The sequence below is a fragment of the Xenorhabdus sp. Sc-CR9 genome (assembly GCF_963897815.1).
Lineage (GTDB): Bacteria > Pseudomonadota > Gammaproteobacteria > Enterobacterales > Enterobacteriaceae > Xenorhabdus.
Genome location: NZ_CAWQTY010000193.1, coordinates 1 through 24622 on the forward strand (window position 1 = coordinate 1; position 24622 = coordinate 24622).

The 24622-nt window shown below is 40.3% G+C and carries 22 protein-coding genes, 1 tRNA gene and 1 pseudogene; 16 read left to right on the forward strand and 8 right to left on the reverse strand.

Going from position 1 to position 24622, the window contains the following annotated elements:
- Positions 1–498 precede the first annotated feature (498 nt).
- The 3 genes from AACQ81_RS14045 to AACQ81_RS14055 are packed head-to-tail and all read left to right on the forward strand — an operon-like array spanning position 499 to position 3815.
- A complete protein-coding gene (locus AACQ81_RS14045; RefSeq protein ID WP_237387677.1) occupies positions 499–2037 on the forward strand; it encodes a recombinase family protein in 1539 nt (512 codons plus the stop codon).
- Complete coding sequence (locus AACQ81_RS14050; RefSeq protein WP_237387678.1) at positions 2034–2933, forward strand: ParB/RepB/Spo0J family partition protein; 900 nt, start codon at positions 2034–2036, stop codon at positions 2931–2933. The genes AACQ81_RS14045 and AACQ81_RS14050 overlap by 4 nt, the downstream gene beginning before the upstream one ends.
- Positions 2934–2936: 3 nt before the next feature.
- Positions 2937–3815, forward strand: coding sequence for a plasmid partitioning protein RepB C-terminal domain-containing protein (locus AACQ81_RS14055; RefSeq protein ID WP_237387679.1), 879 nt, complete (start codon positions 2937–2939; stop codon positions 3813–3815).
- A 535-nt stretch (positions 3816–4350) separates the two neighbouring features.
- On the opposite strand, the gene AACQ81_RS14060 is transcribed toward AACQ81_RS14055, so the two are convergent.
- Together AACQ81_RS14060 and AACQ81_RS14065 are read right to left on the reverse strand one after the other, a co-directional pair.
- On the reverse strand, positions 4351–4731 hold the full coding sequence (locus tag AACQ81_RS14060) for a GTPase (RefSeq protein WP_237387680.1): 381 nt from the start codon (positions 4729–4731) through the stop codon (positions 4351–4353).
- Between the two features lie 189 nt (positions 4732–4920).
- A tRNA-Leu gene (locus AACQ81_RS14065) sits at positions 4921–5005 on the reverse strand.
- 382 nt (positions 5006–5387) lie between these two features.
- Between AACQ81_RS14065 and ampH the strand changes: the two genes are divergently transcribed.
- Positions 5388–6605 carry a D-alanyl-D-alanine-carboxypeptidase/endopeptidase AmpH gene (gene ampH, locus AACQ81_RS14070; RefSeq protein ID WP_237387681.1) on the forward strand — a complete coding sequence of 406 codons (1218 nt, stop codon included), beginning with the start codon at positions 5388–5390 and terminating at the stop codon, positions 6603–6605.
- Positions 6606–6984: 379 nt separating this feature from the next.
- Here the strand turns inward: ampH and AACQ81_RS14075 are convergent, their stop codons facing one another.
- The 3 genes from AACQ81_RS14075 to lptF all read right to left on the reverse strand — a co-directional run bounded on the left by AACQ81_RS14075 (position 6985) and on the right by lptF (position 9492).
- Entirely contained in the window at positions 6985–7155 is a 171-nt protein-coding gene (locus AACQ81_RS14075) for a hypothetical protein (protein WP_237387682.1), read from the reverse strand.
- A gap of 157 nt (positions 7156–7312) precedes the next feature.
- Complete coding sequence (gene lptG / locus AACQ81_RS14080) at positions 7313–8392, reverse strand: LPS export ABC transporter permease LptG (protein WP_237387683.1); 1080 nt, start codon at positions 8390–8392, stop codon at positions 7313–7315.
- The gene (lptF, locus tag AACQ81_RS14085) at positions 8392–9492 is read right to left on the reverse strand and encodes an LPS export ABC transporter permease LptF (protein ID WP_237387684.1); all 1101 of its coding nucleotides are present in this window, start codon (positions 9490–9492) and stop codon (positions 8392–8394) included. Before lptF ends, lptG begins: the two co-directional genes overlap by 1 nt.
- A 280-nt stretch (positions 9493–9772) precedes the next feature.
- Here lptF and pepA point away from each other — a divergent pair, with 280 nt between their 5' ends.
- The 3 genes from pepA (at position 9773) to AACQ81_RS14100 (ending at position 14822) form a co-directional block, all read left to right on the forward strand.
- Positions 9773–11281 (forward strand): leucyl aminopeptidase, encoded by a 1509-nt coding sequence (pepA, locus tag AACQ81_RS14090; protein WP_237387685.1) that lies wholly within the window; start codon positions 9773–9775, stop codon positions 11279–11281.
- Between the two features lie 150 nt (positions 11282–11431).
- A complete protein-coding gene (locus AACQ81_RS14095) occupies positions 11432–11911 on the forward strand; it encodes a DNA polymerase III subunit chi (protein ID WP_237387686.1) in 480 nt (159 codons plus the stop codon).
- A 13-nt stretch (positions 11912–11924) separates the two neighbouring features.
- Positions 11925–14822: a valine--tRNA ligase gene (locus AACQ81_RS14100; protein WP_237387687.1), complete on the forward strand. Its 2898-nt coding sequence runs from the start codon at positions 11925–11927 to the stop codon at positions 14820–14822.
- A gap of 118 nt (positions 14823–14940) precedes the next feature.
- On the opposite strand, the gene AACQ81_RS14105 is transcribed toward AACQ81_RS14100, so the two are convergent.
- Complete coding sequence (locus AACQ81_RS14105) at positions 14941–15273, reverse strand: AzlD domain-containing protein (protein WP_237387688.1); 333 nt, start codon at positions 15271–15273, stop codon at positions 14941–14943.
- A complete protein-coding gene (locus tag AACQ81_RS14110; RefSeq protein WP_237387689.1) occupies positions 15270–15977 on the reverse strand; it encodes an AzlC family ABC transporter permease in 708 nt (235 codons plus the stop codon). The genes AACQ81_RS14105 and AACQ81_RS14110 overlap by 4 nt, the downstream gene beginning before the upstream one ends.
- 332 nt (positions 15978–16309) lie before the next feature.
- Here AACQ81_RS14110 and AACQ81_RS14115 point away from each other — a divergent pair, with 332 nt between their 5' ends.
- Positions 16310–17083, forward strand: a complete 774-nt coding sequence (locus AACQ81_RS14115; RefSeq protein ID WP_237387690.1) for an amino acid ABC transporter substrate-binding protein — start codon at positions 16310–16312, stop codon at positions 17081–17083.
- A gap of 278 nt (positions 17084–17361) precedes the next feature.
- Positions 17362–17787: an omptin family outer membrane protease gene (locus tag AACQ81_RS14120; RefSeq protein ID WP_237387691.1), complete on the forward strand. Its 426-nt coding sequence runs from the start codon at positions 17362–17364 to the stop codon at positions 17785–17787.
- Between the two features lie 121 nt (positions 17788–17908).
- Here AACQ81_RS14120 and AACQ81_RS14125 read toward each other — a convergent pair whose 3' ends face one another.
- Positions 17909–19453: a YadA-like family protein gene (locus AACQ81_RS14125; RefSeq protein ID WP_237387692.1), complete on the reverse strand. Its 1545-nt coding sequence runs from the start codon at positions 19451–19453 to the stop codon at positions 17909–17911.
- Positions 19454–20191: 738 nt separating this feature from the next.
- On the opposite strand from AACQ81_RS14125, the gene AACQ81_RS14130 reads away from it, so the two are divergent.
- The 7 genes and pseudogenes from AACQ81_RS14130 to AACQ81_RS14160 all read left to right on the forward strand — a co-directional run bounded on the left by AACQ81_RS14130 (position 20192) and on the right by AACQ81_RS14160 (position 24508).
- Positions 20192–20890 carry an amino acid ABC transporter permease gene (locus AACQ81_RS14130; protein WP_237387697.1) on the forward strand — a complete coding sequence of 233 codons (699 nt, stop codon included), beginning with the start codon at positions 20192–20194 and terminating at the stop codon, positions 20888–20890.
- The gene (locus AACQ81_RS14135; protein ID WP_237387693.1) at positions 20868–21632 is read left to right on the forward strand and encodes an amino acid ABC transporter ATP-binding protein; all 765 of its coding nucleotides are present in this window, start codon (positions 20868–20870) and stop codon (positions 21630–21632) included. The genes AACQ81_RS14130 and AACQ81_RS14135 overlap by 23 nt, the downstream gene beginning before the upstream one ends.
- A gap of 53 nt (positions 21633–21685) precedes the next feature.
- Positions 21686–22474, forward strand: coding sequence for an amino acid ABC transporter substrate-binding protein (locus tag AACQ81_RS14140; RefSeq protein WP_237387694.1), 789 nt, complete (start codon positions 21686–21688; stop codon positions 22472–22474).
- Positions 22475–22597: 123 nt separating this feature from the next.
- Positions 22598–22903, forward strand: a pseudogene (locus AACQ81_RS14145) (type II toxin-antitoxin system RelE/ParE family toxin); the annotation flags it as partial.
- 1 nt (position 22904) lies between these two features.
- Complete coding sequence (locus AACQ81_RS14150) at positions 22905–23204, forward strand: helix-turn-helix domain-containing protein (protein ID WP_010848973.1); 300 nt, start codon at positions 22905–22907, stop codon at positions 23202–23204.
- Positions 23205–23822: 618 nt separating this feature from the next.
- Positions 23823–23966 carry a hypothetical protein gene (locus AACQ81_RS14155; protein ID WP_237387695.1) on the forward strand — a complete coding sequence of 48 codons (144 nt, stop codon included), beginning with the start codon at positions 23823–23825 and terminating at the stop codon, positions 23964–23966.
- Positions 23963–24508: an MFS transporter gene (locus AACQ81_RS14160; RefSeq protein ID WP_237387696.1), complete on the forward strand. Its 546-nt coding sequence runs from the start codon at positions 23963–23965 to the stop codon at positions 24506–24508. Before AACQ81_RS14155 ends, AACQ81_RS14160 begins: the two co-directional genes overlap by 4 nt.
- Positions 24509–24622 lie beyond the last annotated feature (114 nt).

Here is a 24622-nt window from a genome sequence, read left to right on the forward strand (position 1 = left end):
GGGTATTGATGTTATGATTGGCATGACTCAGTCCATTTTGGGATTTGTTTTGATTTGGCGATTAATCAGATCGCGAAAATCGGACTGAGTTCCCTTCAAGTGATCTACTATTTTGAAATCTTATTTATCTCTTAGAGCGTTTCAATCGCGATTGAATAAAAGCCTTGATAGTCATAGTTATTTACTCCTAAAATGTGTTTGATAAACGTAGCAAAAACACGACAATCTTAATAGCAAATATACGACAATTAACTTACTATAAAATAACTCTATTTGATAATATTTCATTAAAAAATAATTTATATTTTCTACTCAATTTAAATATCGATAAAAATAATTAAAACAAACTTATTAACAAATTTGTGCTGACTAGCCGCTACTCCTATCATTTCTAACTATCATCGACAGTCAGAAAAACTTTCAAATTCCACAAAAAATATTGAATTAGTCTATATTTCAATCAAAATGACTTCTGCTCATAGCGGGATATGATAGTGAATGAATGACGTAAACAATAAAACGGTTAAAGTTGCTCAATATCTTCGAATGTCAACTGAGCACCAAAAATATTCTATCGAAAACCAATCGGCTTATATTCAACGATATGCTGAACAGCACAATATGGTCATTATCCGTACCTATGATGACTCAGGAAAGAGTGGAGTAACACTATCTGGCCGTAATGCTTTCAAAAGACTAATTGCAGATGTCACCAACCATAATATCGAGCTGACTGCAATATTAGTTTATGATGTAAGCCGTTTTGGACGCTTTCCTGATCCTGATGAAGCGGCTCATTATAGTTACATTTTAAAAACACATAATGTTAAGATAATTTATTGTGCGGAATCCTTGTCCGATGATCATCCTGAAATAAACATATTGGCTTTGCCTATTCTCAGATATGGAGCTGCATCTTACAGTAAAAACTTATCAGAAAAAGTTTTTACTGGTCAGGCCAATCTTATAAAACGAGGCTATCATCAAGGAGGAATGGCTGGATATGGGTTGAGAAGGCAATTAATAAATGAAAGACACGAACCCAAACTAATCCTTGAATATGGGCAGAGAAAAAGCATCCAAACAGACAGAGTTATATTAACTCCTGGTCCCAAAAATGAAATAGAGATTGTAATTTATATTTATGATCAATTCATTTTACAAAATATTCCAGAGTATCTTATCGCAGTACAGCTAAATAAAAGAGGAATACCTGCCGAAAATAATAGTGTATGGACCAGAGGAAAAGTCCATCAGATACTGACAAACGAAAAATATATAGGTAATAACATTTATAATAAAACTTCTTTTAAGCTTAAACAAAAACTCATTAAAAACCCAAGAAATGAGTGGATAAGATGCGATAATGCATTTGAAGCTATAATATCTAAAGAAAAATTCTTTCTGGCTCAACAAATAATTCAAAACAGGAGTAAACATTTAACAAATGAAGATCTACTGAATTATCTCAGAAAAAAACTAGCAGAAAAAGGAAGATTAAGTGGTTTTATAATAGATGAAGATGAGACTAGCCCTTCAAGTTCTGTATTCAAGTCCCGGTTTGGAGGTCTAATAAGAGCCTATACTTTAATTGGATATAAACCTGAACACGATTACTCATTTATCCAAGAAAATGCTATTTTAAGAGAAAAATTAAAAAACATAATAGATGATTTTATAGAATCGATAAAGTCAAAAAATTGCCTTATCAATAAACAAGAAAATTCATTATTAAATATCAACGACGAGCTTTCAATTTCATTAGTAACTTCACGTTGCATAAAAACAAAAACAGGGAAATTAAAATGGAAAGTGAGATTTGAAAACATATTAGATTCGGAAATAACGATTGTAATAAGAATGGATAGTAAAAATCAGAACCCCGTTGATTATTACATACTCCCAAAATTAGACATTATTTATGAAGAGTTTGTTATAAAAGAGAAAAATCCAATATTCCTTGAGCTTTATAGATATGACAATTTAAATATTTTCTTTGAAATATTAACTAGACGAGAAGTAATGGAGTATATATGAAAGAGATAAAAAACCAAAACGATAATCATATCGAAATGATAGACATTTCCTTAATAAAAATTTCCAATCCAAGACAACGCAATAAATTTATACATAAAGAAATTCAGGATAACATTGATATCAGTGGGCTACGAAAGCCTATAATAGTAAGGAGAATTAAAGATAAAAAATATAAATACTCTTTGATATGTGGACAAGGAAGAATGGAAGCCATATATAATCTAAATAACACACATGTTCCAGCTATAATTAAAGATGTTAACGAGGAAGATGGTTACATCATGAGTCTTAGCGAGAATGTAGCCAGGAGAAAACCAAGAGCCACCGAGTTATACGAAAGAATTAGAGATATGAAAAATAACGGAATATGTGATAATGAAATTGCATCTATTATTGGTTATTCTTCAAGTTGGGTTAGAAGTGTTATTCTATTATTAGAGAAAGGGGAGCAAAAATTATTATCAGCTGTCGAGCGAGGCCAAATACCTCTTTCTCTGGCTGTTAGGTTCGCAAGATCTGATGACAAACACAATCAAAACTTACTCATAGATGCATATAATAATGGATTGATAACTAACAAAAATGTATCAACAATAAAGAAAATTTTAGAAATAAGGAGTTCAGGAAATAAAGGTAGTGCAAGCCATGACTATTTATACCACCAAAATAGCCAAAAGATCAGCACCGAAGAACTGCGATCTATATACCAAAAAAATGTTGAAGAACACAGATTACTCCAGACTAAATCTGAATACGTCATGGAGAATTTAATATTAGCCAAACAAATTCTTAGTGAATTACTTTTAGAACCATCGTTCAATGAAATATTGACCACTGAAAATTTAACCAGCATTCCTTCAATAATTATTGATACGGCTCAACCTCATAAGGATTAATCCATGATTAAAGTATGTTTTAATGACAATCTTATTGATATATCTATAGATAAAATGACAGCCAGTAAATCTTTACCTGAAAACGTAAAGATTAGCATAAAATACAATCAAATAAAATCATCCATAAACGAAATTGGTTTAATAGAACCCATTATTATTTATTTCGATAATGATGGAAAAAGTATAAAAATTTTAGATGGACACCTACGAGTTGAAGTAATGAAAGATTTAGGAATAGAAAAAGCCAGTTGTATTGTATCAACTATCAACGATTCTTATACACCCAATAAGCATGTAAATCATTTAACCGTAATAGAAGAACAAAAAATGCTGCAAAAGGCCATAAGTTCAGGGGTTTCTATAGAAAAATTAAGCATAGCATTAAATATATCACAGGAAGCACTTAAAAGTCGTTTTCGGATAACAAAAGGAATAACTCCTGAAGTAACTTCACTATTGTCGGATAAACATATACCAATAGCAAGCTTAGATGTCTTAAAGAAAATGCAACCATTAAGACAAATTGAATCAGCAAATATAATGATAAGTATTGATAACTTCTCAGTGAAATTTGCGTCATCTTTACTCCATGCTACTCCCGATGCACTACTGAAAAATTCTAATATAAAAAAAGAGAAATCAGACATACAAAGAAATCTTATAAGACTAGAAAAAGAGATGGCACTAGTTCAAACAGAAACTAAAAAACATGAAGAACACTATGGTGCAAACACACTTAAATTAGTTATTATAAAATCCCACATTACAAAGTTACTAAATAATCCTAAAATATTACATTGGCTCCTTGAGCATAAGCCTGATTACTTAAATCTGCTAAAAAAAATTTCAGATTTAGATTCTCTAGCCAATCATACAGAGTAAAAAAACTATCAAATATTTGCTTAAATCAGATACTGAAACGGGAAAAATCCGGATAGTTTGCTGTACCTGCTACCTGTAATGAAAATTGACCGATGGATTTTATGCAATAAAAAACCTGCCATATCATTGAGTAAATTACAAGAATATTCAACAAATAGCAGGGTTTTTATAATCATAATAGGCGAATATGACATTAATTTATGATATATCAAAGCAACACTTTATAGGCAAACTAAATTCTACTTTTGATTTCTATAAAAATAGAATGATTACCAAGTCAAACACAATGTAAATAGATTGATCGGAAAATCATCATCCATTACACGAAAGGCTTTATTGACCATATTCTCATTTATTATCTGTATGTAATGGAATAATGTGAATGGCGGAAAAAACTACCTAATAAGCCCCCATTTATCAGATTGTTCCTTAATCTCTTTAATAGAAGTCAGTTTGATCTTGGGTATGGTCAATTGTTCAAACAACGCAGCATAACGTTTCCTGCTTGTTGGTGTGACAACAGAGATATGATGAATCATTTTCCATTTAATGCTGTCCCTATTGCCCGCCAGACCACCATAGCGGTTGCGTTGAAAGAGTTTACATAACGTAGCAGACTTGATGGTGTTGAAACATCTAATAAGATTACTCCTGTTGCTCTGGATAGGCGTTGCGACAGGCATTTACTATAGTTCCCATCTATAACCCAACTCTCCTCTTTTATTGCCATGTCGTGCAATAAAACGAATTCATCTACGGAACGTTCCTGCCAGTTAGTATTCGGTAAATGAAAGAGCTGATCCAGATGAATCGCTTTCAGATTACATTTCCTTGAGATCGCATTCGCAAGCGTAGATTTACCGCTATTCGAAGGTCCTATAACGCAAATTCTATTTCCTAAATCCGAAAGTCTCATGACATCCTCCAGTAACAATAGCACCAACTCGTATTATCAATATGGGAGCATAGTATCTATACTTACAAAAATCTTAATGTAGGTGATTTCATGATAGTTCTGATGACTAAAATTTTATGAAATGCTTTGAAAAACGTGAATTTCAGATATAAAAAAAGACGCTTCTTTTTATTAGCGTCTTAATTTATATGGTGCCGAAGGCCGGACTCGAACCGGCACACCCGAAGGCGGTTGATTTTGAATCAACTGCGTCTACCGATTTCGCCACTTCGGCACTGAAGGGTTCGGAGAACGGGGGCCATTATACCTGTCAGAAGAGCATTCGCAACACTTATCCTTTCAATCTTGTTCAAGTGTCGAAAAAAGAATCGCTTTAGGCATTTTTTCATCAGGAGAGTTCAAAACACTACCATCCTAACGTCATGTCACACAAATTCCCTCTCCACAATTCTCTTCTGCTAATAGACAACCTATAAACTCCTTATATAATTCAAAATTATTCACTGCTATGAGGGAAATTATCATGAGTATTATCAGTTGGATCTTTACAGGCATTCTGTTAGGTGTCGTTATCGGGGCCATTATGGCGCTGCTTAAGAAAAAAAAATAACGGCTTTGTTCCCTACTTGAATGCTTCCTGATTGGTTAATCCAAAAATGAAAAAACGGCTATATAAACTGTGTGCAGTTTCCACCCTAATATGGGCTATTTCGGCTTGTGCTGATTCTGGCAATGCACACCAGAACAAGTTTCAGCAATCCAATGCGCAATCTGCAAAATGGGAAGTTTTTGAGGGTAATGACACTATCAAAAAAATAGCTACTACTCTGGTTGATCAATATTCACAATCCATTTTCGATGAAGGCCGGCCTTCGGGGATGGCTATGGTAGTGATCGATAATAATCAGGTTGTACATCGCAGTTTTGGGGAAACTTATCCAGGGAGTGGTATTAAGCCGCGTCAGGATTCTGTGATTCGCATTGCTTCAATTACCAAATTGATGACTACTGAGGTTATGATCAAACTGGCACAGAAAAAACGTATCAGAATTACTGATCCGTTGCAGAAGTATGCGAATTACGGTGTTCATATTCCAGATTATGGATCAGGACAACCAATCCGGCTGTACCATCTGGCAAGCCATACCAGCGGGTTGCCACGGGAACAACCTGGCGGAAAGTGGGGACGACCGGTGTTTATCTGGCCTACTCAATCAAACCGTTGGACTTGGCTGAAAACCGCAGGATTAGATGCCGTACCCGGCACAACAGCGTCGTATTCCAATCTGGCTTATGATTTATTGGCTGACGCTCTTTCCAAAGCTACCGGAAAATCTTATGTCCGCCTTCTGCAAGAGGAGATCACCCGGCCTTATCGCATGAAAGATACAACACTGATGCCCACGCAATCCCAATGTGCCCGTTTGATGGCTGGAATTAAACCCAGCCCTTGCGTCAATACTATTGCAGCAGCAGGCAGTGGCGGTATTTATTCCACCCCCTCAGATATGCAACGCTGGATGCAGCAATTTTTATCTTCTCAGAGTCAGTTGAGAAAGCAGACTGCCAGTCGTGAACAGGGTATTTACTTCAAGCGTGCTGATCTAAAGTCGATTAAAGGAATGGATGTTGCAGGTCCGGCGGATGGTATCGGGCTTGGTTGGGTATATATGGATGCCAAAGACGAGATTCCCGGTATTTACCAGAAAACTGGCGGCGGCGGCGGGTTCAATACCTATATGGCGATGATCCCTGAGAAGAATATCGGTGTATTTGTGGTAATGACGCGCAAAGAACAAAGTAAATTCAGTCGTGTGACAAGTGGAGTTAATGAATTAGTTGCGGCGTTAGCACGTAATCATAACCAAGTTTAGCGTAATATACTTTTGACGCTAAAAAGATAGGCTAAGCTTTGCTTGGTGTGAAGCTCAGCCTTGTTGCAATATGATAGCTTCAGAAAAATCATGATTTTTAGTTGATGTTCCATCAAAACCATGACAGTTAATGATTTTATTTAAAAAGCAAAAACAGCTTCTATACAAATAACTGATTTAATAAAGATGTAAAGTAAAATTATTTATTATGCAGAGTAATAGAATGCTTATCGTTAAAGAGTAGCAGATTCAGAGGCGCTGGGTTAAATTAATATGTGAATCCAAGAACAACACTAAATTAAAATCAGAGCATTGATAATATAATACTATGATTATTCATAACATTATTTTCAGGGGATTTGTCTTTCATCAGTAATCTTCATTCCATGATAGTACCAAACGGATTCATGAGGAATATCAGTATCCAAAGGCACAGCATAAAACCATCTTTGTAATAACTACTATGCCCACAGATATTCAGTCGTTTGATACCTCGATATTTATCTTCAAAGGTATAAAAATCCTCTGGATAATATTTTAATTCCCTCATTGTTATTCCCCTTCTATTTAAATAAAAAAAGCAAACGTACCAAGTTCTGGAAGTGAGTGAGTTCCTGTATTACATTACGGAATAAAGATAAAAAAATCCAAAAAAAATCGCCCCACTATTTATTAAAAATAAGGGGCGAAATATAAATTTCAGTTATTTATTGTTTTTTATGCAGAAGTAAGTAAACACTCAGGCAAAAAAACAACAAACTTGGCAGCAACGCCCCCAATATCGGTGGCATGCTATAAACTAAGCTGAGTGGGCCGAATATTTCATTCAGGACGTAGAAAAAGAAGCCCGTACTGATACCCACAATTACTCTGTATCCCATTGGAACACTACGCAGCGGACCAAAAATGAAGGAGAGTGCCATCAGCATCATCACCGCAACCGATAATGGTGCAAAGACTTTCTTCCACATATTGAGCTGGTAACGCCCGGCATCCTGTTGACCCTGTTTCAGATATGTAATGTATTCATGCAGGCCACGAATAGAGAGTGCTTCAGGATCAAGGGAAACCACGCCCAGCTTTTCTGGTGTCAACCGACTTTTCCAATCCGCAGAAATACGTTGTGAACCCGTAATCTGGCCATTTTGCATTAAATCAGACTCTTCAACCTGAGATAACTTCCATTGCTGATTATCTTTGTCATATACCGCTGAGGCAGCATATTTCACGAACAACAGTTTTCTATTTTCATCAACGTGGTAGATGTTAACACCGTTCAGAGAATTATCTTTAGCCACGCTCTGAATATAGACAAAATCCTGTCCGTCTTTTGCCCATAAACCTTTGGTCGTGGACATCAGAGAACCGCCATACATTTTTTGGGATCGATAATTACGGGCGAGCTGTTCCCCTTGCGGAGCAACCCATTCACCAATAACCATCGTCAGCAAAACCAGCGGGATCGCCGTTTTCATGACAGAACCTGCTACTTGCAGGCGGGTAAAGCCGGAAGCCTGCATCACTACCAGCTCGCTGCGTGTAGCCAGTGCCCCCAAACCCAGTAATGCACCAAGCAAGGCTGCCATCGGGAAGAAGATCTGGATATCTTTGGGAACACTCAGCAGGGTATAAATACCTGCGGAAAAAGCGGTATATTCACCCTGCCCGACTTTGCGCAGCTGATCGACAAATTTGATAATGCCGGAAAGTGATACCAACATGAACAAAGTCATCAGGATGGTTTGAATAATTGTCCGGCCGATGTATCTATCCAATACCCCAAACATTATGACGCCCCTTGATTCTTAAAGCGTGAACGCAGTTTGCGCATGGGTACGGTATCCCACAGATTCAGCACAACAGCCAAGGCCAGATATGTGCCGTTAACCAGCCACATCCAGAGCATAGGATCGAGTTTGCCTTTACTGCCATTGGAACGCAGGGAGCTTTGTAGCAGGAAGAAAATCAGATAGAGCAACATCGCTGGCAACATACTGAGTATACGCCCCTGACGCGGATTCACGGCACTTAACGGAACAACCATCAATGCCATAACCAGCACAGACAAAATCAATGTCAGGCGCCAGTGAAATTCTGCACGGGAGTCATTGTCAGTATCATGCCAAAGCTGTTCAAGCGATTTTTGCTCGACTTTGTTGTTATCGATATCTGCCCTCTGATGACCAATCACCGCCTGATAGTTGATAAATTCGGTGATGCGGAAATCGCGCATTAATGCCGTACCCTCGTAACGCGTACCCTTATGGAGTACTGCAACCTGATTGCCGTTCGGAAGCTCTTCCATATGCCCACCATCCGCAAACACAACCGAAGGACGTTGATCATTCGACGGCCGAAGCTGGGCAAGGAATACATTCTCAAAAGTGCTGCCTTTCACGTTGCCAATATAGAGCACCATATTGCCATCGCGGGAAGGTTTGAACTGCCCTTCCATGATCGCCGCAAGACTTGGATTGGCTTTTGCATCCGCCAATACCTGCGCTCGATATTTAGAAGACAGCGGGGTGAACCAGATAACGTTGGCAGCCGCCAGCATTGATGTGAGTAGAGCAAGGATAAGAGCGGATTTCACCAACACACCTTTGCTCAATCCGCAGGCATGCATGACGGTGATTTCACTTTCGGTATAGAGTTTGCTGAACGTCATTAACACCCCGAGAAATAAACTCAGAGGTAAAATAAGCTGTGCCATTTCGGGCACACCTAAACCTAACAACGATATAACCAAATTTGCGGGAATACTACCTTCCACCGCCGCACCCAATACCTCAACTAATTTCTGGCTGAAAAAGATCAGTAATAGGATGAAAAGTATTGCGATTTGGCTTTTCAGGGTTTCCCGTACTAGATATCTAATGATGATCACGCTTATTACGCCTGTGAAAACTTGTCTTTTTGCAGGAAAGTCGCTAACTTCGTCGTATATCTACCATTTATATGCGTCAGTTTGGCTTTCCCATCGCTAAAATGATACCAAAGCATTCCATATATTGGTTCCCAATTAGAACACACTTATTGTCAACTAAGTACCAAAAAATAATATGCTTAGCTTAACATAACAGTTAACTTTCTTTGGGATGAATTAATGCGGAACGTGATATTTTAGCTATTGTATCCGCCTTTGTCTTTAAGATTCAGGAGAACGCATGGAATTTAGTGTAAAGAGCGGTAGTCCGGAAAAACAGCGCAGTGCCTGTATTATTGTCGGCGTATTTGAACCCCGCCGTCTTTCCCCTATCGCAGAGCAGCTTGACAAAATAAGTAACGGCTATATCAGTGCCTTATTGCGCCGTGGTGAACTTGAAGGCAAGGTCGGTCAAACCTTGTTGCTGCATCATGTTCCTAATGTGCTGTCTGAACGTATTTTACTGGTCGGTTGCGGAAAAGAGCGTGAACTGGATGAACGTCAATACAAACAAATTATCCAGAAAACCATCAGTACCCTCAATGAAACAGGTTCAATGGAAGCAGTTTGCTTCTTGACTGAACTGCATGTGAAAGGGCGCAACAATTACTGGAAAGTCCGTCAGGCAGTCGAAACAGCCAAAGAGTCACTGTATGTTTTCGATCAACTCAAGAGCAGCAAAAATGAGCTGCGTCGCCCGCTGCGTAAAATGGTATTCAATGTGCCGACACGCCGTGAATTGACTAGCGGCGAACGAGCGATTCAGCACGGCCTTGCCATTGCTTCCGGTATTAAGGCGACAAAAGATCTGGCCAACATGCCACCCAATATCTGTAATGCCGCCTATTTAGCATCACAGGCACGCCAGCTTGCTGACAATGCCGAGAATCTGGCAACCAAGGTCATTGGCGAAGAACAGATGAAAGAGCTGGGAATGAACTCTTATCTGGCAGTGGGTCAAGGTTCACAGAATGAATCCCTGATGGCAGTCATGGAGTATAAAGGCAGCAAAGATACCAATGCAAAACCTATCGTACTGGTGGGCAAGGGGCTGACTTTCGACTCCGGCGGTATCTCTATCAAGCCATCCGAAGGCATGGATGAGATGAAATATGATATGTGCGGCGCGGCTTCGGTTTACGGCGTTATGCGCGTTGTTGCCGAACTGCAACTGCCAATCAATGTCATCGGTGTTCTGGCTGGCTGCGAAAATATGCCGGGTGGACGGGCTTATCGTCCGGGCGATATTTTAACCACCATGTCCGGTCAGACCGTTGAAGTGACAAATACGGATGCGGAAGGCCGCTTGGTACTGTGTGACGCGCTGACTTATGTTGAGCGTTTTGAGCCGGAATTGGTTATTGATGTCGCAACCCTGACAGGTGCTTGTGTCATTGCACTGGGTGGTCACTACACGGGTTTGATGTCTAACCATAACCCACTGGCACACGAACTGCTGAATGCATCAGAACAAGCAGGGGATCGTGCATGGCGCCTGCCGCTCGGTGATGAATATACCGAACAGTTGGAATCCAATTTTGCGGATATGGTGAACTCGTGCGGACGTTCAGGCGGTGCCATTACCGCAGGTGCTTTCCTGGCCCGCTTTGCGACCAAATACAACTGGGCGCATCTGGATGTTGCCGGTACAGCATGGCGTTCAGGTAAGGCAAAAGGTGCAACAGGTCGTCCGGTTGCACTCCTGTCACAATTCCTGTTAAATCGTTCAGGTTTGAATTCTGATGATTAATGTTCCTGCTCCACATATTTTTCGATAATTTCAAGATATTCGATAAAAATGTGGCATCAAAGGTATTCAGGGAATAAACGGAATTAAGGGTATTGCAGACGCAGTACCCTTTTCCGTCACGGTTTCCCGTAATCTTGTAACCAAGAAACTATGAAAAACGCCACCTTCTATTTGTTAGAAAAGCTACCACCGGAAAAGCGGTTACCGGAACAATCATCGTTTTCTGACGATTTACAACCGCATGAATGGCTGGCATGTCAGCTTGCCGCTGACCAATGGCGTGCAGGGAAACGGGTTCTGATTGCTTGTGAGAGCCAGCAACAGGCCGAAAAACTGGACGAAGCATTATGGCAACGGGAGCCGAATCAATTTGTACCGCACAATCTTGCCGGAGAAGGCCCTCGTTACGGCGCTCCTGTAGAATTGTGCTGGCCACAAAAAAGAAGCAATGCTCCCCGCGATGTGCTGGTGACACTGCTCCCTCACTTTGCAGACTTTGCCACAGCTTTCCATGAAGTGATAGACTTCGTTCCTATTGATGAAAATCTGAAACAGTTAGCGCGCGAACGATATAAATCCTATCGTAGCGTCGGCTTTAATTTGACCATGGCAACCCCGCCAACCTATTAAATATCAAGACACAATGGAAAAGACACCCGCAAACCAAACGCAATCTGAGCCATCTCTCGATAAAACGTACAACCCGACAGAGATAGAGCAACCTCTTTATAACCACTGGGAAAAAAGCGGTTATTTCAAGCCTAATGGTGATAGCAGCCGTGAAAGTTTCTGCATCGTCATTCCACCGCCAAACGTCACCGGCAACCTGCACATGGGGCACGCATTCCAGCAGACTATCATGGATACCATGGTGCGTTACCAGCGCATGCAGGGTAAAAATACCCTGTGGCAATCAGGGACTGACCACGCGGGTATTGCGACACAAATGGTTGTTGAGCGCAAGATCGCAGCAGAAGAAGGCAAAACCCGTCACGATTATGGGCGTGAAGCCTTTATCGACAAGATATGGCAGTGGAAAGCGGAATCGGGTGGTAATATCTCCAACCAGATGCGCCGTCTGGGTAACTCCGTGGATTGGGAGCGTGAACGCTTCACCATGGATGAAGGCCTGTCCAAAGCTGTAAAAGAGGCTTTCGTTCGCCTGTATCAAGAAGATCTGATTTACCGTGGCAAACGCCTTGTAAACTGGGATCCTAAACTGCGCACTGCAATTTCTGATCTGGAAGTTGAAAACCGTGAAGTTAAAGGTTCCATGTGGCATCTGCGCTACCCGCTGGCTGACGGCGCGACAACCGCTGAAGGTAAGGATTACCTGATTGTTGCCACAACACGCCCGGAAACCATGCTGGGTGATACCGGTGTTGCCGTTAACCCGGAAGATCCACGCTACAAGGATCTGATTGGCAAAGAGATCTTGCTGCCTCTGGTAAACCGACGCATTCCTATTCTGGGCGATGAGCACGCAGACATGGAAAAAGGCACCGGCTGTGTGAAAATCACCCCGGCCCACGATTTCAATGACTATGAAGTCGGTAAACGCCACAGCCTGCCAATGATCAATATTCTGAGCTTTGATGGCGATATTCGTGAAGCGGCAGAAGTCTTCGACACCAACGGTGAAGTTTCTGACTTCTACTCCACTGAAATTCCTGCTGAATACCGTGGTATGGAGCGTTTCGCTGCCCGTAAAGCGATTGTGGCAGAATTCGAAAAACAAGGTCTGCTGGTTGAGATCAAACCACATGACCTGACCGTACCTTACGGCGACCGTGGCGGCGTGGTTATCGAACCGATGCTGACCGACCAGTGGTACGTCCGCACCGCACCACTGGCAAAAGTAGCGATCGAAGCGGTTGAAAACGGTGATATCCAGTTTGTACCAAAGCAGTACGAAAACATGTATTACTCTTGGATGCGTGATATTCAGGATTGGTGTATCTCCCGCCAATTGTGGTGGGGCCACCGTATTCCGGCTTGGTATGACGCGCAAGGCAATGTCTATGTCGGCCGCGATGAAGAAGAAGTCCGCTGTGAAAACAACCTTGGTTCAGACATCGTTCTGACTCAGGACGAAGATGTGCTGGATACCTGGTTCTCCTCCGGTCTGTGGACATTCTCCACGCTCGGCTGGCCTGAGCAGACTGAAGCCCTGAAAACCTTCCATCCGACCAATGTGCTGGTCAGTGGCTTCGATATTATCTTCTTCTGGATAGCCCGCATGATCATGATGACCATGCATTTCATCAAAGATGAAAACGGCAAGCCACAAGTACCATTCAAAACAGTCTACATGACAGGACTGATCCGCGATGACGAAGGTCAGAAAATGTCGAAATCCAAAGGGAACGTTATCGACCCGCTGGATATGATTGACGGTATCTCACTGGAAAATCTGCTGGAAAAACGTACCGGCAATATGATGCAGCCACAACTAGCTGAGAAAATCTGCAAGCGCACTGAAAAGCAGTTCCCTGAAGGTATTGAAGCCCACGGTACTGACGCCCTGCGTTTCACACTGGCAGCGCTGGCATCTACCGGTCGTGACATCAACTGGGACATGAAGCGCCTGCAAGGTTATCGCAACTTCTGTAACAAACTGTGGAACGCCCGCCGTTTCGTGCTGATGAACACCGAAGGACAGGACTGCGGCCAAAACGGAGGCGAAATGTCGTTGTCACTGGCAGATCGCTGGATTCTGGCAGAGTTCAACCAGACCGTTAAAACCTATCGTGAAGCGCTGGATACTTACCGTTTCGACATCGCCGCGAACATTCTTTACGAATTCACGTGGAACCAATTCTGTGACTGGTATCTGGAATTGTCCAAACCCGCTATCAATAAAGGTTCGGAAGCGGAAGTCCGCGCGGCCCGCCATACTTTGGTTGAAGTTTTGGAAGGTTTGCTGCGTCTGGCACACCCCATCATTCCATTCATCACCGAAACTATCTGGCAGCGCGTGAAAGTCGTCAAAGGCATTGATGCGGATACCATCATGCTGCAATCTTTCCCTGAATTCGATCCGGAGAAAGTAGATGAACTGGCACTAAACGATCTGGAATGGATCAAAGAGGCAATTATTGCAGTACGCAACATTCGTGCAGAAATGAACATCGCGCCAAGTAAACCGCTGGAAGTTCTGCTGCGTGATGCCAATGACGATGCACAACGCCGCGTCACTGAAAACCTCAACTTCATTCAGGCAATGGGCCGTCTTTCTGCTGTTACCGTCTTGGCAGCAGGTGAAGAAGCCCCTGTTTCTGTCACCAAACTGATCAACGGGGCTGAAGTGCTGATCCCGATGGCTGGCTTGGTAGATAAAGAGGCAGAATTGGCGCGTCTGGATAAAGAAATCGAGAAGCTGGATAAAGAGATCAGCAGCATTGAAGGCAAACTGGCTAACGAAGGCTTTGTCAGCCGTGCGCCAGAAGCTGTTGTTGCAAAAGAGCGTGAGCGGCTGGCAACTAACAACGCCGCGAAAGAAAAATTACTGGCGCAGAAAGAAACTATCGCTGCACTGTAATTTATTCTGATTGAAGTTTATTCATGCAAACCACTGCAAATAAAATTGCAGTGGTTTTTTCATCCCGTATATACCCAATGGATTCCGAATTTCAGCGCGACGGAAAAGGATACACTTTTTAACCCAACAACCACTGCACTAACATAAAAAAGCCCAATGAAAATCCCAGACTCTTTAAAATTGAATGTGTATATTTGCTGATAAAATAAGCCAGAACAAGCGTTATCAACGCAAATACATATTTAATATTAAATTGCTCAATTAATTCACTCAGGGATAAATTATTAAAGGAGATATTGAAAATAATGGTTCCCAAAATAAAACAGATAGCATAATCCAGTGAGGTAATCAGTAAACTCTTCCCTTTAAACGCTCGGTTATTATTTACCAGAAAAGGAGCCACCCTTAACACAAAACTTATTAACCCCATGACTATGATCAACAGCATCATGATGTTTCATCCTTTCTCATATTCCGCTCAATGAATGCAATCACAACCCCGCACAAAATCGGGATCGCTAAGTCCATTAACTTGATATCAATTTCATTCAATAGCGGAGCACATGCTCCACCCATAATCGTTGCCAGCACAGACATATCTTTGCCCGAGCGTTTGGCAGTTAAAGACGCAAAATGAATAGGAAGCAACATCACTAAAAACAGAGAAAGAGACTCATAATTCAAATGTTCTGCTGAAATATATCCCAATAAAGTGGCACAAAATGTAATCACAAAACAAGGAATGGAAACTCCCAGATAAAAATGAAACTGAGATTTCCCGTCCGCAATATTTTCCGCAGAGATATGTGAATGTGCCACCGTATACGTACTGGCACTAAATCCCAGCATCGACAGTAAAATATTTCGTTTTGGTATACCCTGAAAATATTGCGTCATCACCATTGCCATCAGGAAAAAACGAAAATTGACCAACAAGGCCAAAATGATCACGGAAAACAATGCACCATCAGCCAGATAGCCTACCGCAGCCACCTGCAGCGGTGCGGCATATATCAATAATGACCCAACTAATGTTTCCAATAATGGAACGTCGTGACTTTGATAAAGTGCGCCAATCGACGCAAAAATAAGAAAGAAGGAGATACAGACAGGCAGAGAGTGAACCATACCCTTTCTGAATAATGTACTTAACACTTGGCACCTATATGTACTATATTAAAAATCGGGTTTAACATAATGGAGTAATCGGTATATCCCATGGGATCCATGTGAAAGAATAAAAAAGTAAAAATATATCAGGCTATAGGCTATAGGCTATGGCAATTTCTTCAGAAATATTTGTGACATACTTCCATTTAATTAAAATCAACAAAGAATAATAAACCTCATTTACTGTAGGTATTAAACAGAAATTATATGTCACTAAACCACTATGATATAATATTATTTTATATATAAGGACTTTTATATTTCCATTATAGTGAAAACAGTTATTAAAAATAAATATTTTCTCTCGGAGAAATAGAATGAAAATCTTACTCAATATCTTATTGGTTGGCATTGTCCAGTTCGGTTTTACCCATCTTGCCTATGCAAAATCCACTCTTGAACATATTCAATCTACGGGGATATTCAGAATTGGGACGGAAGGTGCTTATTCTCCATTCAGTTATCATGACGCTTCTGGAAAACTGACCGGATTTGATGTGGAAATCGGTCGTGAAATCGCACTGCGTATGAAGGTGAAACCCGAATTTATTGAGGGTAAATGGGATGGCCTGATTGGTAGCCTTGATGCCGAACGTTCCGATGCAGTGATGAACCAAATCGCCATTACGCCGGAACGTAAGAAAAAGTACAGCTTCTCCCAGCCTTATGTGATTTCAGAAGCCGTATTGATCACCCGGACAAACAATAATGACATTAAGACGTTCAGCGATTTAAAGGGAAAAAAATCGGCACATACCCTGACCAATAACTTTGCCCAGATCGCCAGACATTATGGTGCAGACATTATCAGTGCCAACGGTTTTAGTCAGGAAATTGAACTGGTGAGCACAGGTCGCGCAGATGCCACCATCAACGATAAACTGTCTTATCTCGATTACAAAAAACATCGTCCTGATGCGCCGGTGAAAATTGTTGCCGCTGACACCCAGGCGGCGAAAACTGCCGTACTGCTTCGCAAAAATGATACTGAATTAAAAACAGCAGTGGATAACGCAATTGCCGAGATAAAAGCAGACGGGACTTATCAGAAAATTTGGGATAGATATTTCTCTGAAGAAAATGCTGAATAATTAGAAAAAGAGCCTTACAGAGCAGGCTCTTAGATTATAATCTGAAAGCACAATCTTGCTGTTTTCTCGCTTGTTCATAAAACCTATCAATAACACCACAAAAACCGACATATCTGTTATTACTGAATTTAAAAACAAACCATCAGTTATACAAATATAAAAAATAATTACAATATTATAAACAAATAAAACAGTGAAACCCTCTCTATTCTTTTATTCATTAGAATGGAACATACCAACAAACTGTGATAATAAAGTAATATTTTAGGAACAGTGAATTGAATTGGAAAATTAAGCATACTGCAATTATTAAAGGTGAGCTATCCTGGGACGCTCTGCCATATTTAACCCTGAACACACGCGGCTGGTTCGCATCACCATCCAACAGCGGAAAAATGGATGATTATGATTGGACAAACCCCAATCAATCTAAATGGACTCACTACTCGCATCACGAAAACACCAAACTGAACAGTGCCAGCGAATTTGATATTAATTTAAAAGGTTGGATACTGAAACAGCCAAATTACAAGCTCGGTGGTGTTCTTGGTTATCAACAAACTAAATTCAGTTGGGTCGCAAAAGGAGGACGAGCAATTTATCAAAATAAATCCTCTGAATTTGAGAACAAACCCGTAATCACTTACAAACAAGAATTCAGTACACCCTATATGGGGCTTGCCGGACAACATCGTTACCTATAACAATGTCGGAGGTATGAGCAATACTAGCTATACTATTTCGGCCGGCGTTCAATATCGCTTTTAATCAGGCAAAAAAATCAGGCGCCATCGGCGCCTGCTCAGTGGTTATCTTACATGTATATTACCAACCAACTGCAACCCCTGCCCCCATTACCGCACCTTCAGCATTATTCCAGCTTGTAGAAGCCTTAATATTTACATTTTCAGTTAGTTTAGCCTGAACACCAACTGCAATCGCACTCCCATCATGATATTGCCCCAATCCAACACCAATACTAAAACGATTGGAATTACTGAAAGGAATATTGGTCATTGCGGCAACACTGGCAATACCGGCATTAGCGCGTTTCTCTACCCGATTAATTTTAATATCTAATTGATGAACACTTTGACGAATTTCAGCTTCCAATGCGTTAAAGCGTTTTTCAGAGTTAATATAGTAACCTTCAGATTTTGCGTCTAAATTCTTAGCGTATTTATACAATTCATTGGCTTTATTATCGATTTTCTTTTCTACCTGCTTTGTCTTCTCTTCTACTTTTTTGTCTAATTGTTCCGTTTTTTCTTTTACGTCTTTAACTGACTCTTTGCTTGCTTTTTGCGCAGATAAGTTAATTTTTTTATCCATCTCTGTTGCGGTTTTTTCAGCTCTATCTGCTGCATTTTCAGCTATATTTGCATTTTTTTCTGCGGTTGTTGCTGAATTGTCTGCTACTGTTGCAGATATCTTCGCTGATTGCGCGGATGTCACTGCCTCCTGCTTTGCTGCCTTAGCTTCTTGAGCTGACTGCGCTGCCGCCTGTTGCGAGGCTTTGGCATCTGTCGCTGACTGTGTTGCCGCCAATTCCGACGCTTTCGCATCTGTCGCAGATTGCACTGCCGCCCGTTGCGAGGCCTTGGCATCTGTCGCTGACTGTGCTGCCGCCAATTCCGACGCTTTAGCATTTATCACTGAACTTGTAGCCGCTGCTTTTATTGATTTCATTGCCAATTGAGTTGAAGTTTCCAGATTCTTCAGCTGGCCATAAGTGGCCGCATCCTGATCTTTAGTACCATTCGCAATATTTGTTAGCTGTTTATTTTTATCTGGGTCATTCTCATCACCAAATGAGACACTATTTTCTCTGTCTGTTTTGGCATATGCTCCTATAGCAGCCGCATTCTCATGTTCAGATTTAGAATCAAGACCTATTGCAATACCTTGTTTTTTAGTCACTCTACCTTTTGCCAGAGCAACACTAAATGCTGCATTATAAGAAATATGAGATTCGCCCATAGCAATGCTGTGATGAGAATTCCTTCCAACAAATGATTTCCCCATAGCAATACTGTGATTAGTATTTTTTTCAATCACTGAACGACCCAACGCGACACTATTAGAGGCAAAAAGCCCTATAGTTGATGTCCCGAGAGCTAAAGAATTGAGAGTCTCACAACCCCCAGGTTCATTTGTAAAGCAAATATTTGAAGACCCTATTGGTTCAAGAGTGTATATTTTTGAATCTGACGAAGAAATATTTGTATCTTCAAATGTTATTGAATTATCACTATTTAAATTCGCCAAAGCCACTGACATATTATTAATTAATACTACCAAGATAGTTATTTTAAAAAACAAAATTTTCATTTTCTCACCACAATATAAAAACATAAATTCATTTACCAAGAAAATCATCCAAACAAAATAAAAAAGATATACTTATTTCAAGGAGATTGTTTTCTACGGATAGGAGTCGTTATAAATAAAGATTAAAAATCCTCCATTCATTTACAGATTTATTGATTATATAAATAAATTAAATAGATATTATTTATAATTTTCAAAACCCAAAAATTAATCTAATACAGCACAATAACTGATATTATCCCATGGATTAATAAGCAGTCTTTATAGATGTTGACATTTAAGTAAGAAAGCTCAGATGATCACATCATGGTTTCTTTAAAAGAAAGGAGTTTAGGAAGTAAATATTAAATTAAAATAGAAGGCAATATTTTTTATTCATAGATTTTATATGCCAATGAGTTTATCAGATTAGTCCTATCATTATATCTTCTCTGTCATCTCTAATTTAATGATTTTACTAACCATTTATAATAAACTTAAGATTACTCCGATAAAATGTTCTAAATTAACAATTAGACATACTATTATAACTCACGTTGATTTATCAATTTATTTCTATAATGAAAATTATTAAGAGGTAATTAAAAGATAATAAATAAAGTTATTTATTATAATTCTATTTCTTACCACATTTATCAATATAACCAAATCTACCTAAAGTTCTAAGCTATAACTTTCTTGTATATAGCGTTCACCTTTTCTTGCCATATCATCATTAAAACAACCCAATAAAAAATAAACATATTCTTGATATCAATCGATTAGGAAGGTTCTATGATCCCATCATGGCTCAGTTTAGCGCTGGATTCCCTGTGGCCGATGCTTTACGCTGGCCTGACATTCACCATTCCCCTCACTCTAATTACATTTGCACTTGGGATCTCATTGGGGTTTATCGTTGCTTTAATCAGGCTATATGGCCCTAAGCCTATGGTTGCAGTAGTGCGGTTTTATGTCTGGCTGATTCGCGGCACTCCGTTGTTGGTGCAACTATTTTTGATTTTCTACGCCCTGCCCAGCGTGGGCATTACTTTAGAAGCGTTCACCTCCGCCGTTATCGGTTTTACCCTGAATGTTGGTGCTTATACTTCCGAAGTGATCCGCGCTGCATTGATTTCTGTTCCCAAAGGGCAATGGGAAGCCTCTCACTCTATCGGCATGAGTTGGTGGCAATCACTGCGTCGGATTGTTCTGCCACAAGCCGCACGGGTTTCTATTCCTCCCTTATCCAATACCTTTATTTCGCTGGTAAAAGATACTTCGCTGGCTTCCGTCATTACCGTGCCAGAGATGTTCCTTGCGGCACAACGCATTGCTGCTGTGACTTATCAACCGCTAATTTTGTATACCGAAGCCGCCATTCTCTATCTCCTTTTGAGTTCGGTGTTATCCGCGCTGCAAGTCCGGTTGGAAAAGAAATTCGCCCAGCAAAATAGCAATAAGGAAGTCAAAGATGATTCAGCTCACCAACATTGAAAAAAGTTTCGACGGGCAAAAAGTGCTGAAAAACATCAGCCTGACAATTAAGGAAGGCAGTCTGACAGCACTGATTGGTCCTTCCGGCAGTGGTAAAAGTACTTTGCTGCGTTGCATTAATTTGTTGGAAATCCCGCAGGCGGGCAAGCTGGAGCTTGGCAAAGAAAAAATTACGTTTAATGATAAGGAGCGGCTGCCACATCGTGAAATCCAGCGCTTTAGCCTGCAAACGGGCATGGTATTCCAGAACTTCCAGCTTTTCCCGCATCTGACAGTGATTGAAAACATTATGGAAGGGCTGATTTGGGTACAGAAATGGCCACGTGAACGCGCCAGGGCGCGCGCTATGGAATTGCTGAAAAAAGTCGATATGTCCCACAAAACCGATGTTTGGCCAAGCACACTATCGGGCGGTCAGCAACAACGCGTGGCCATCGCCAGAGCAATGGCACCATCACCCAAGGTACTGTTATGTGATGAACCGACTTCAGCCCTTGATCCTGAATTATCCAAAGAAGTGGTTTCGGTTTTGAAACATTTGGCCGAAGAAGGCACAACCATGTTAATGGCAACGCATGATTTACGATTGGCGGCTAATCTTGCCCATGATGTCGTCTTTCTGGAATCCGGTGAGATTATTGAATCCGGCCCGGCAAAAACTATCTTCACTCGTCCCAATAAGGTGCGTACTGTCGAATTTATCTCAACCCTGACAGAAACCTTACCGGATTGGGAAATATAGCAAGCAGTCACGTTTAATATCAGCAACATTATTTATGCGGAGAAACACAATTTATGCGGAAAAACATAGCGAAAAAACTTTTAAGTCTGTTACTCGCAGGCGCGACTGCCCTGGCTATTTCTACTCCAAGCTATGCCGGCAAGGATTTTGACGCCATAAAAGCCTCCGGCGTCTTTAAGATTGGTACGGAAGGGACTTACCCTCCTTTTACCTATCACGATACCAGTAACAAACTGACCGGCTTTGATGTGGATATTGCACAGGAGATCGCTAAGCGTCTGAACGTCAAACCTGTATTTATGGAAGTAAAATGGGATGGATTAATCGCAGGGCTGGATGCAAAACGTTTTGATGCTGTGATCAACCAAGTAGGCGTAACCCCGGAACGCGCGGCGAAATACAGTTTTTCTATTCCTTACACAACCTCTCAAGTGGCGTTGATCACCCGTAATAATAACGATGCGATTAAAACCTTCGCGGATATTAAAGGGAAACGCTCAGCCCAATCCCTGACCAGTAACTACGGACAATTGGCAACTTCTTACGGCGCTAATTTAGTCAGTACGGATGGGTTTAATCAAGCAATTGATCTGGTCGTTACCGGACGCGCTGACGCCACATTGAATGATCGCCTGTCATTCCTCGACTTCAAAAAACAGCGCCCTAATGCCCCCGTGAAAATCGTCGCTCAGCAAGCAGATGCCAGTAAATCGGCTGTATTGGTGCGCAAAGGAGATGCTGAATTGGTAGAGGCTATCAATAAAGCCCTGCAAGAGATGAAAGATGACGGCACCTATGCCCGCATCTCCGAGAACTATTTTGGCGTGGATATTTCTAAGTAAAAACAACTTTCAATTTATAACATATAGACTACAATACATATCTATAGATTGTAGTCTATAATAAATGGAAGATTGCACGTGTGAGAAGTATTAACAACTGAGTTATTTGATCAATGGCTTGATACACAACCTAATGAATTACAAGAAGATGTGTTAGCAGCTATGAAATTACTGGAACAAGTTGGCCCGATGTTGGGAAGACCATATGTTGATACACTATATGGCTCTCAATATCAAAATATGAAAGAGCTGCGAATTCAACACAATGGAATGCCAATCCGGGCATTTTTTGCATTTGATCCAGAACGTCAGGCTGTTGTTTTTTGCGCAGGAAATAAAGCAGGGAAAAACCAAAAGTCATTCTATCGGGATATGATTAAGGTTGCTGACGAACAATTCAGAATCCATCTAAACAATTTGGAGAAATGACATGGCTACTTTAAAAGAACTGATGGCAAAACGTAGCCCAGAAAGTCAAGCCAAAATAGAAGAAAAAGCAGCCGAAATGTTGCTTGAAACGCAACTATACCAAATTCGTGAAGCATTAGCACTTTCACAAACTCAAGTAGCAAAAAACCTGGGTATAGCCCAATCATCAGTTGCAGCTATTGAACAACGAGGAAATGAATTGAAAATTTCCACACTGAAAAAATACATTGAAGCGATGGGCGGCGAAATGACTCTGGGAGTCAAATTACCTGATGGAAAATTAATGAATTTCTCCATTTAAATGACATGGGACCACGGTCCCATATTTATACCAAATCAAACAACAATCGTTTTCTTTTTTCTCTAAAGCCCAAAATTAGCCTTTATGTTTTCCTTCATAGCTTCGACTAATTCATCACTCGGGTTATAAATAAATAAAAAATTCACCTTTCATCAGAATTTGAGCATTTCGTTGCACACTTGCATATGAGATATGTTTTCCATCATGTGTAATGCTGAATTCAGATATTCCGGATAAATGTTCGATACGCACAACCGAGTTACCATTAACCACATTCGCATAGTATAAATGACTAGCAACCGTGCATTGAACATTCCCGACTTTATTTACTTCAGCAAGTAACTAAACAATACCTTTATAAATCTATTTATTTCAAATAAATAGATTTAATTGAGAAATTATCTTATAAAGTAATTACGACACAGAAAAAACAAAATACTTTCAGTATTGATAATTCATTAATATAAAAATAGAATTCAACCAACCTATTAATTTTAAATGAAGTTGTTTTTATTTAGTTATTTTAAGAATAAAACATAATAAATCCATGATTATTTGTTATTTATTTAAAAGTGTACTTTATGGATATTATTACCCCTGAATTCATGAGGAGATAATATGGATAAAGTAGTAAAAATTGATGTAAAATCCTTAAAATGTCATCATTTGCATGCACTCTGCACTGGTGATTCATTAGCTATAATAATACCTAATTTTGTTCAACCTGAAGCTATCGATAGAGCAAAAGGAACTAGCGAATGAGTGAATCTGTAACGATAACTCGAAAATATACTGGATTAATCGGAATATGTATCGCAAGTTTCCTTGGGTGTATAGATCTCACTGTGGTGAATACGATTATTCCTGCCATTGGGCGTGAATTTAATACCCCATTGAGAGAAACACAATGGGTGACTTCTGTATTTATGATTGCTCTCTCGGCTTTTATGGTTCCCGCAGGAACATTAGCTGACAGCCGTGGACGTAAAAAAATATTGATGTGGGGATTACTTCTATTTGGAGCCGCATCATTATTTGTTGGCCTTGCGACAAATTTTACCACTATCACAGTGTTTAGATTCATTCAAGGTATTGGTTGTGCCATTCTCTATACTGTTTCTGGTGCCATTATTTCCTATTTATTTGATGAGAATGAACAAGGAAAAGCACTTGGTATCCTATTTGGCATCAATGGGCTTGGTCTGGCAATAGGGCCAATTATTGGCGGGTTATTTGCAGGTATTGTAAATTGGCGCTACGCCTTCTTGATAAATATTCCGTTTATCATAATTAGAGCGTGTTGATCTTTTTGGTATAAAAAGCAAGCAGCAAATGGGGCTGTTATAATGGTTTCGCCAAAAATCAAAACAATTACCCCAAATGCCAAGACTAATGTTAACAGATGATAGCTGGAAATT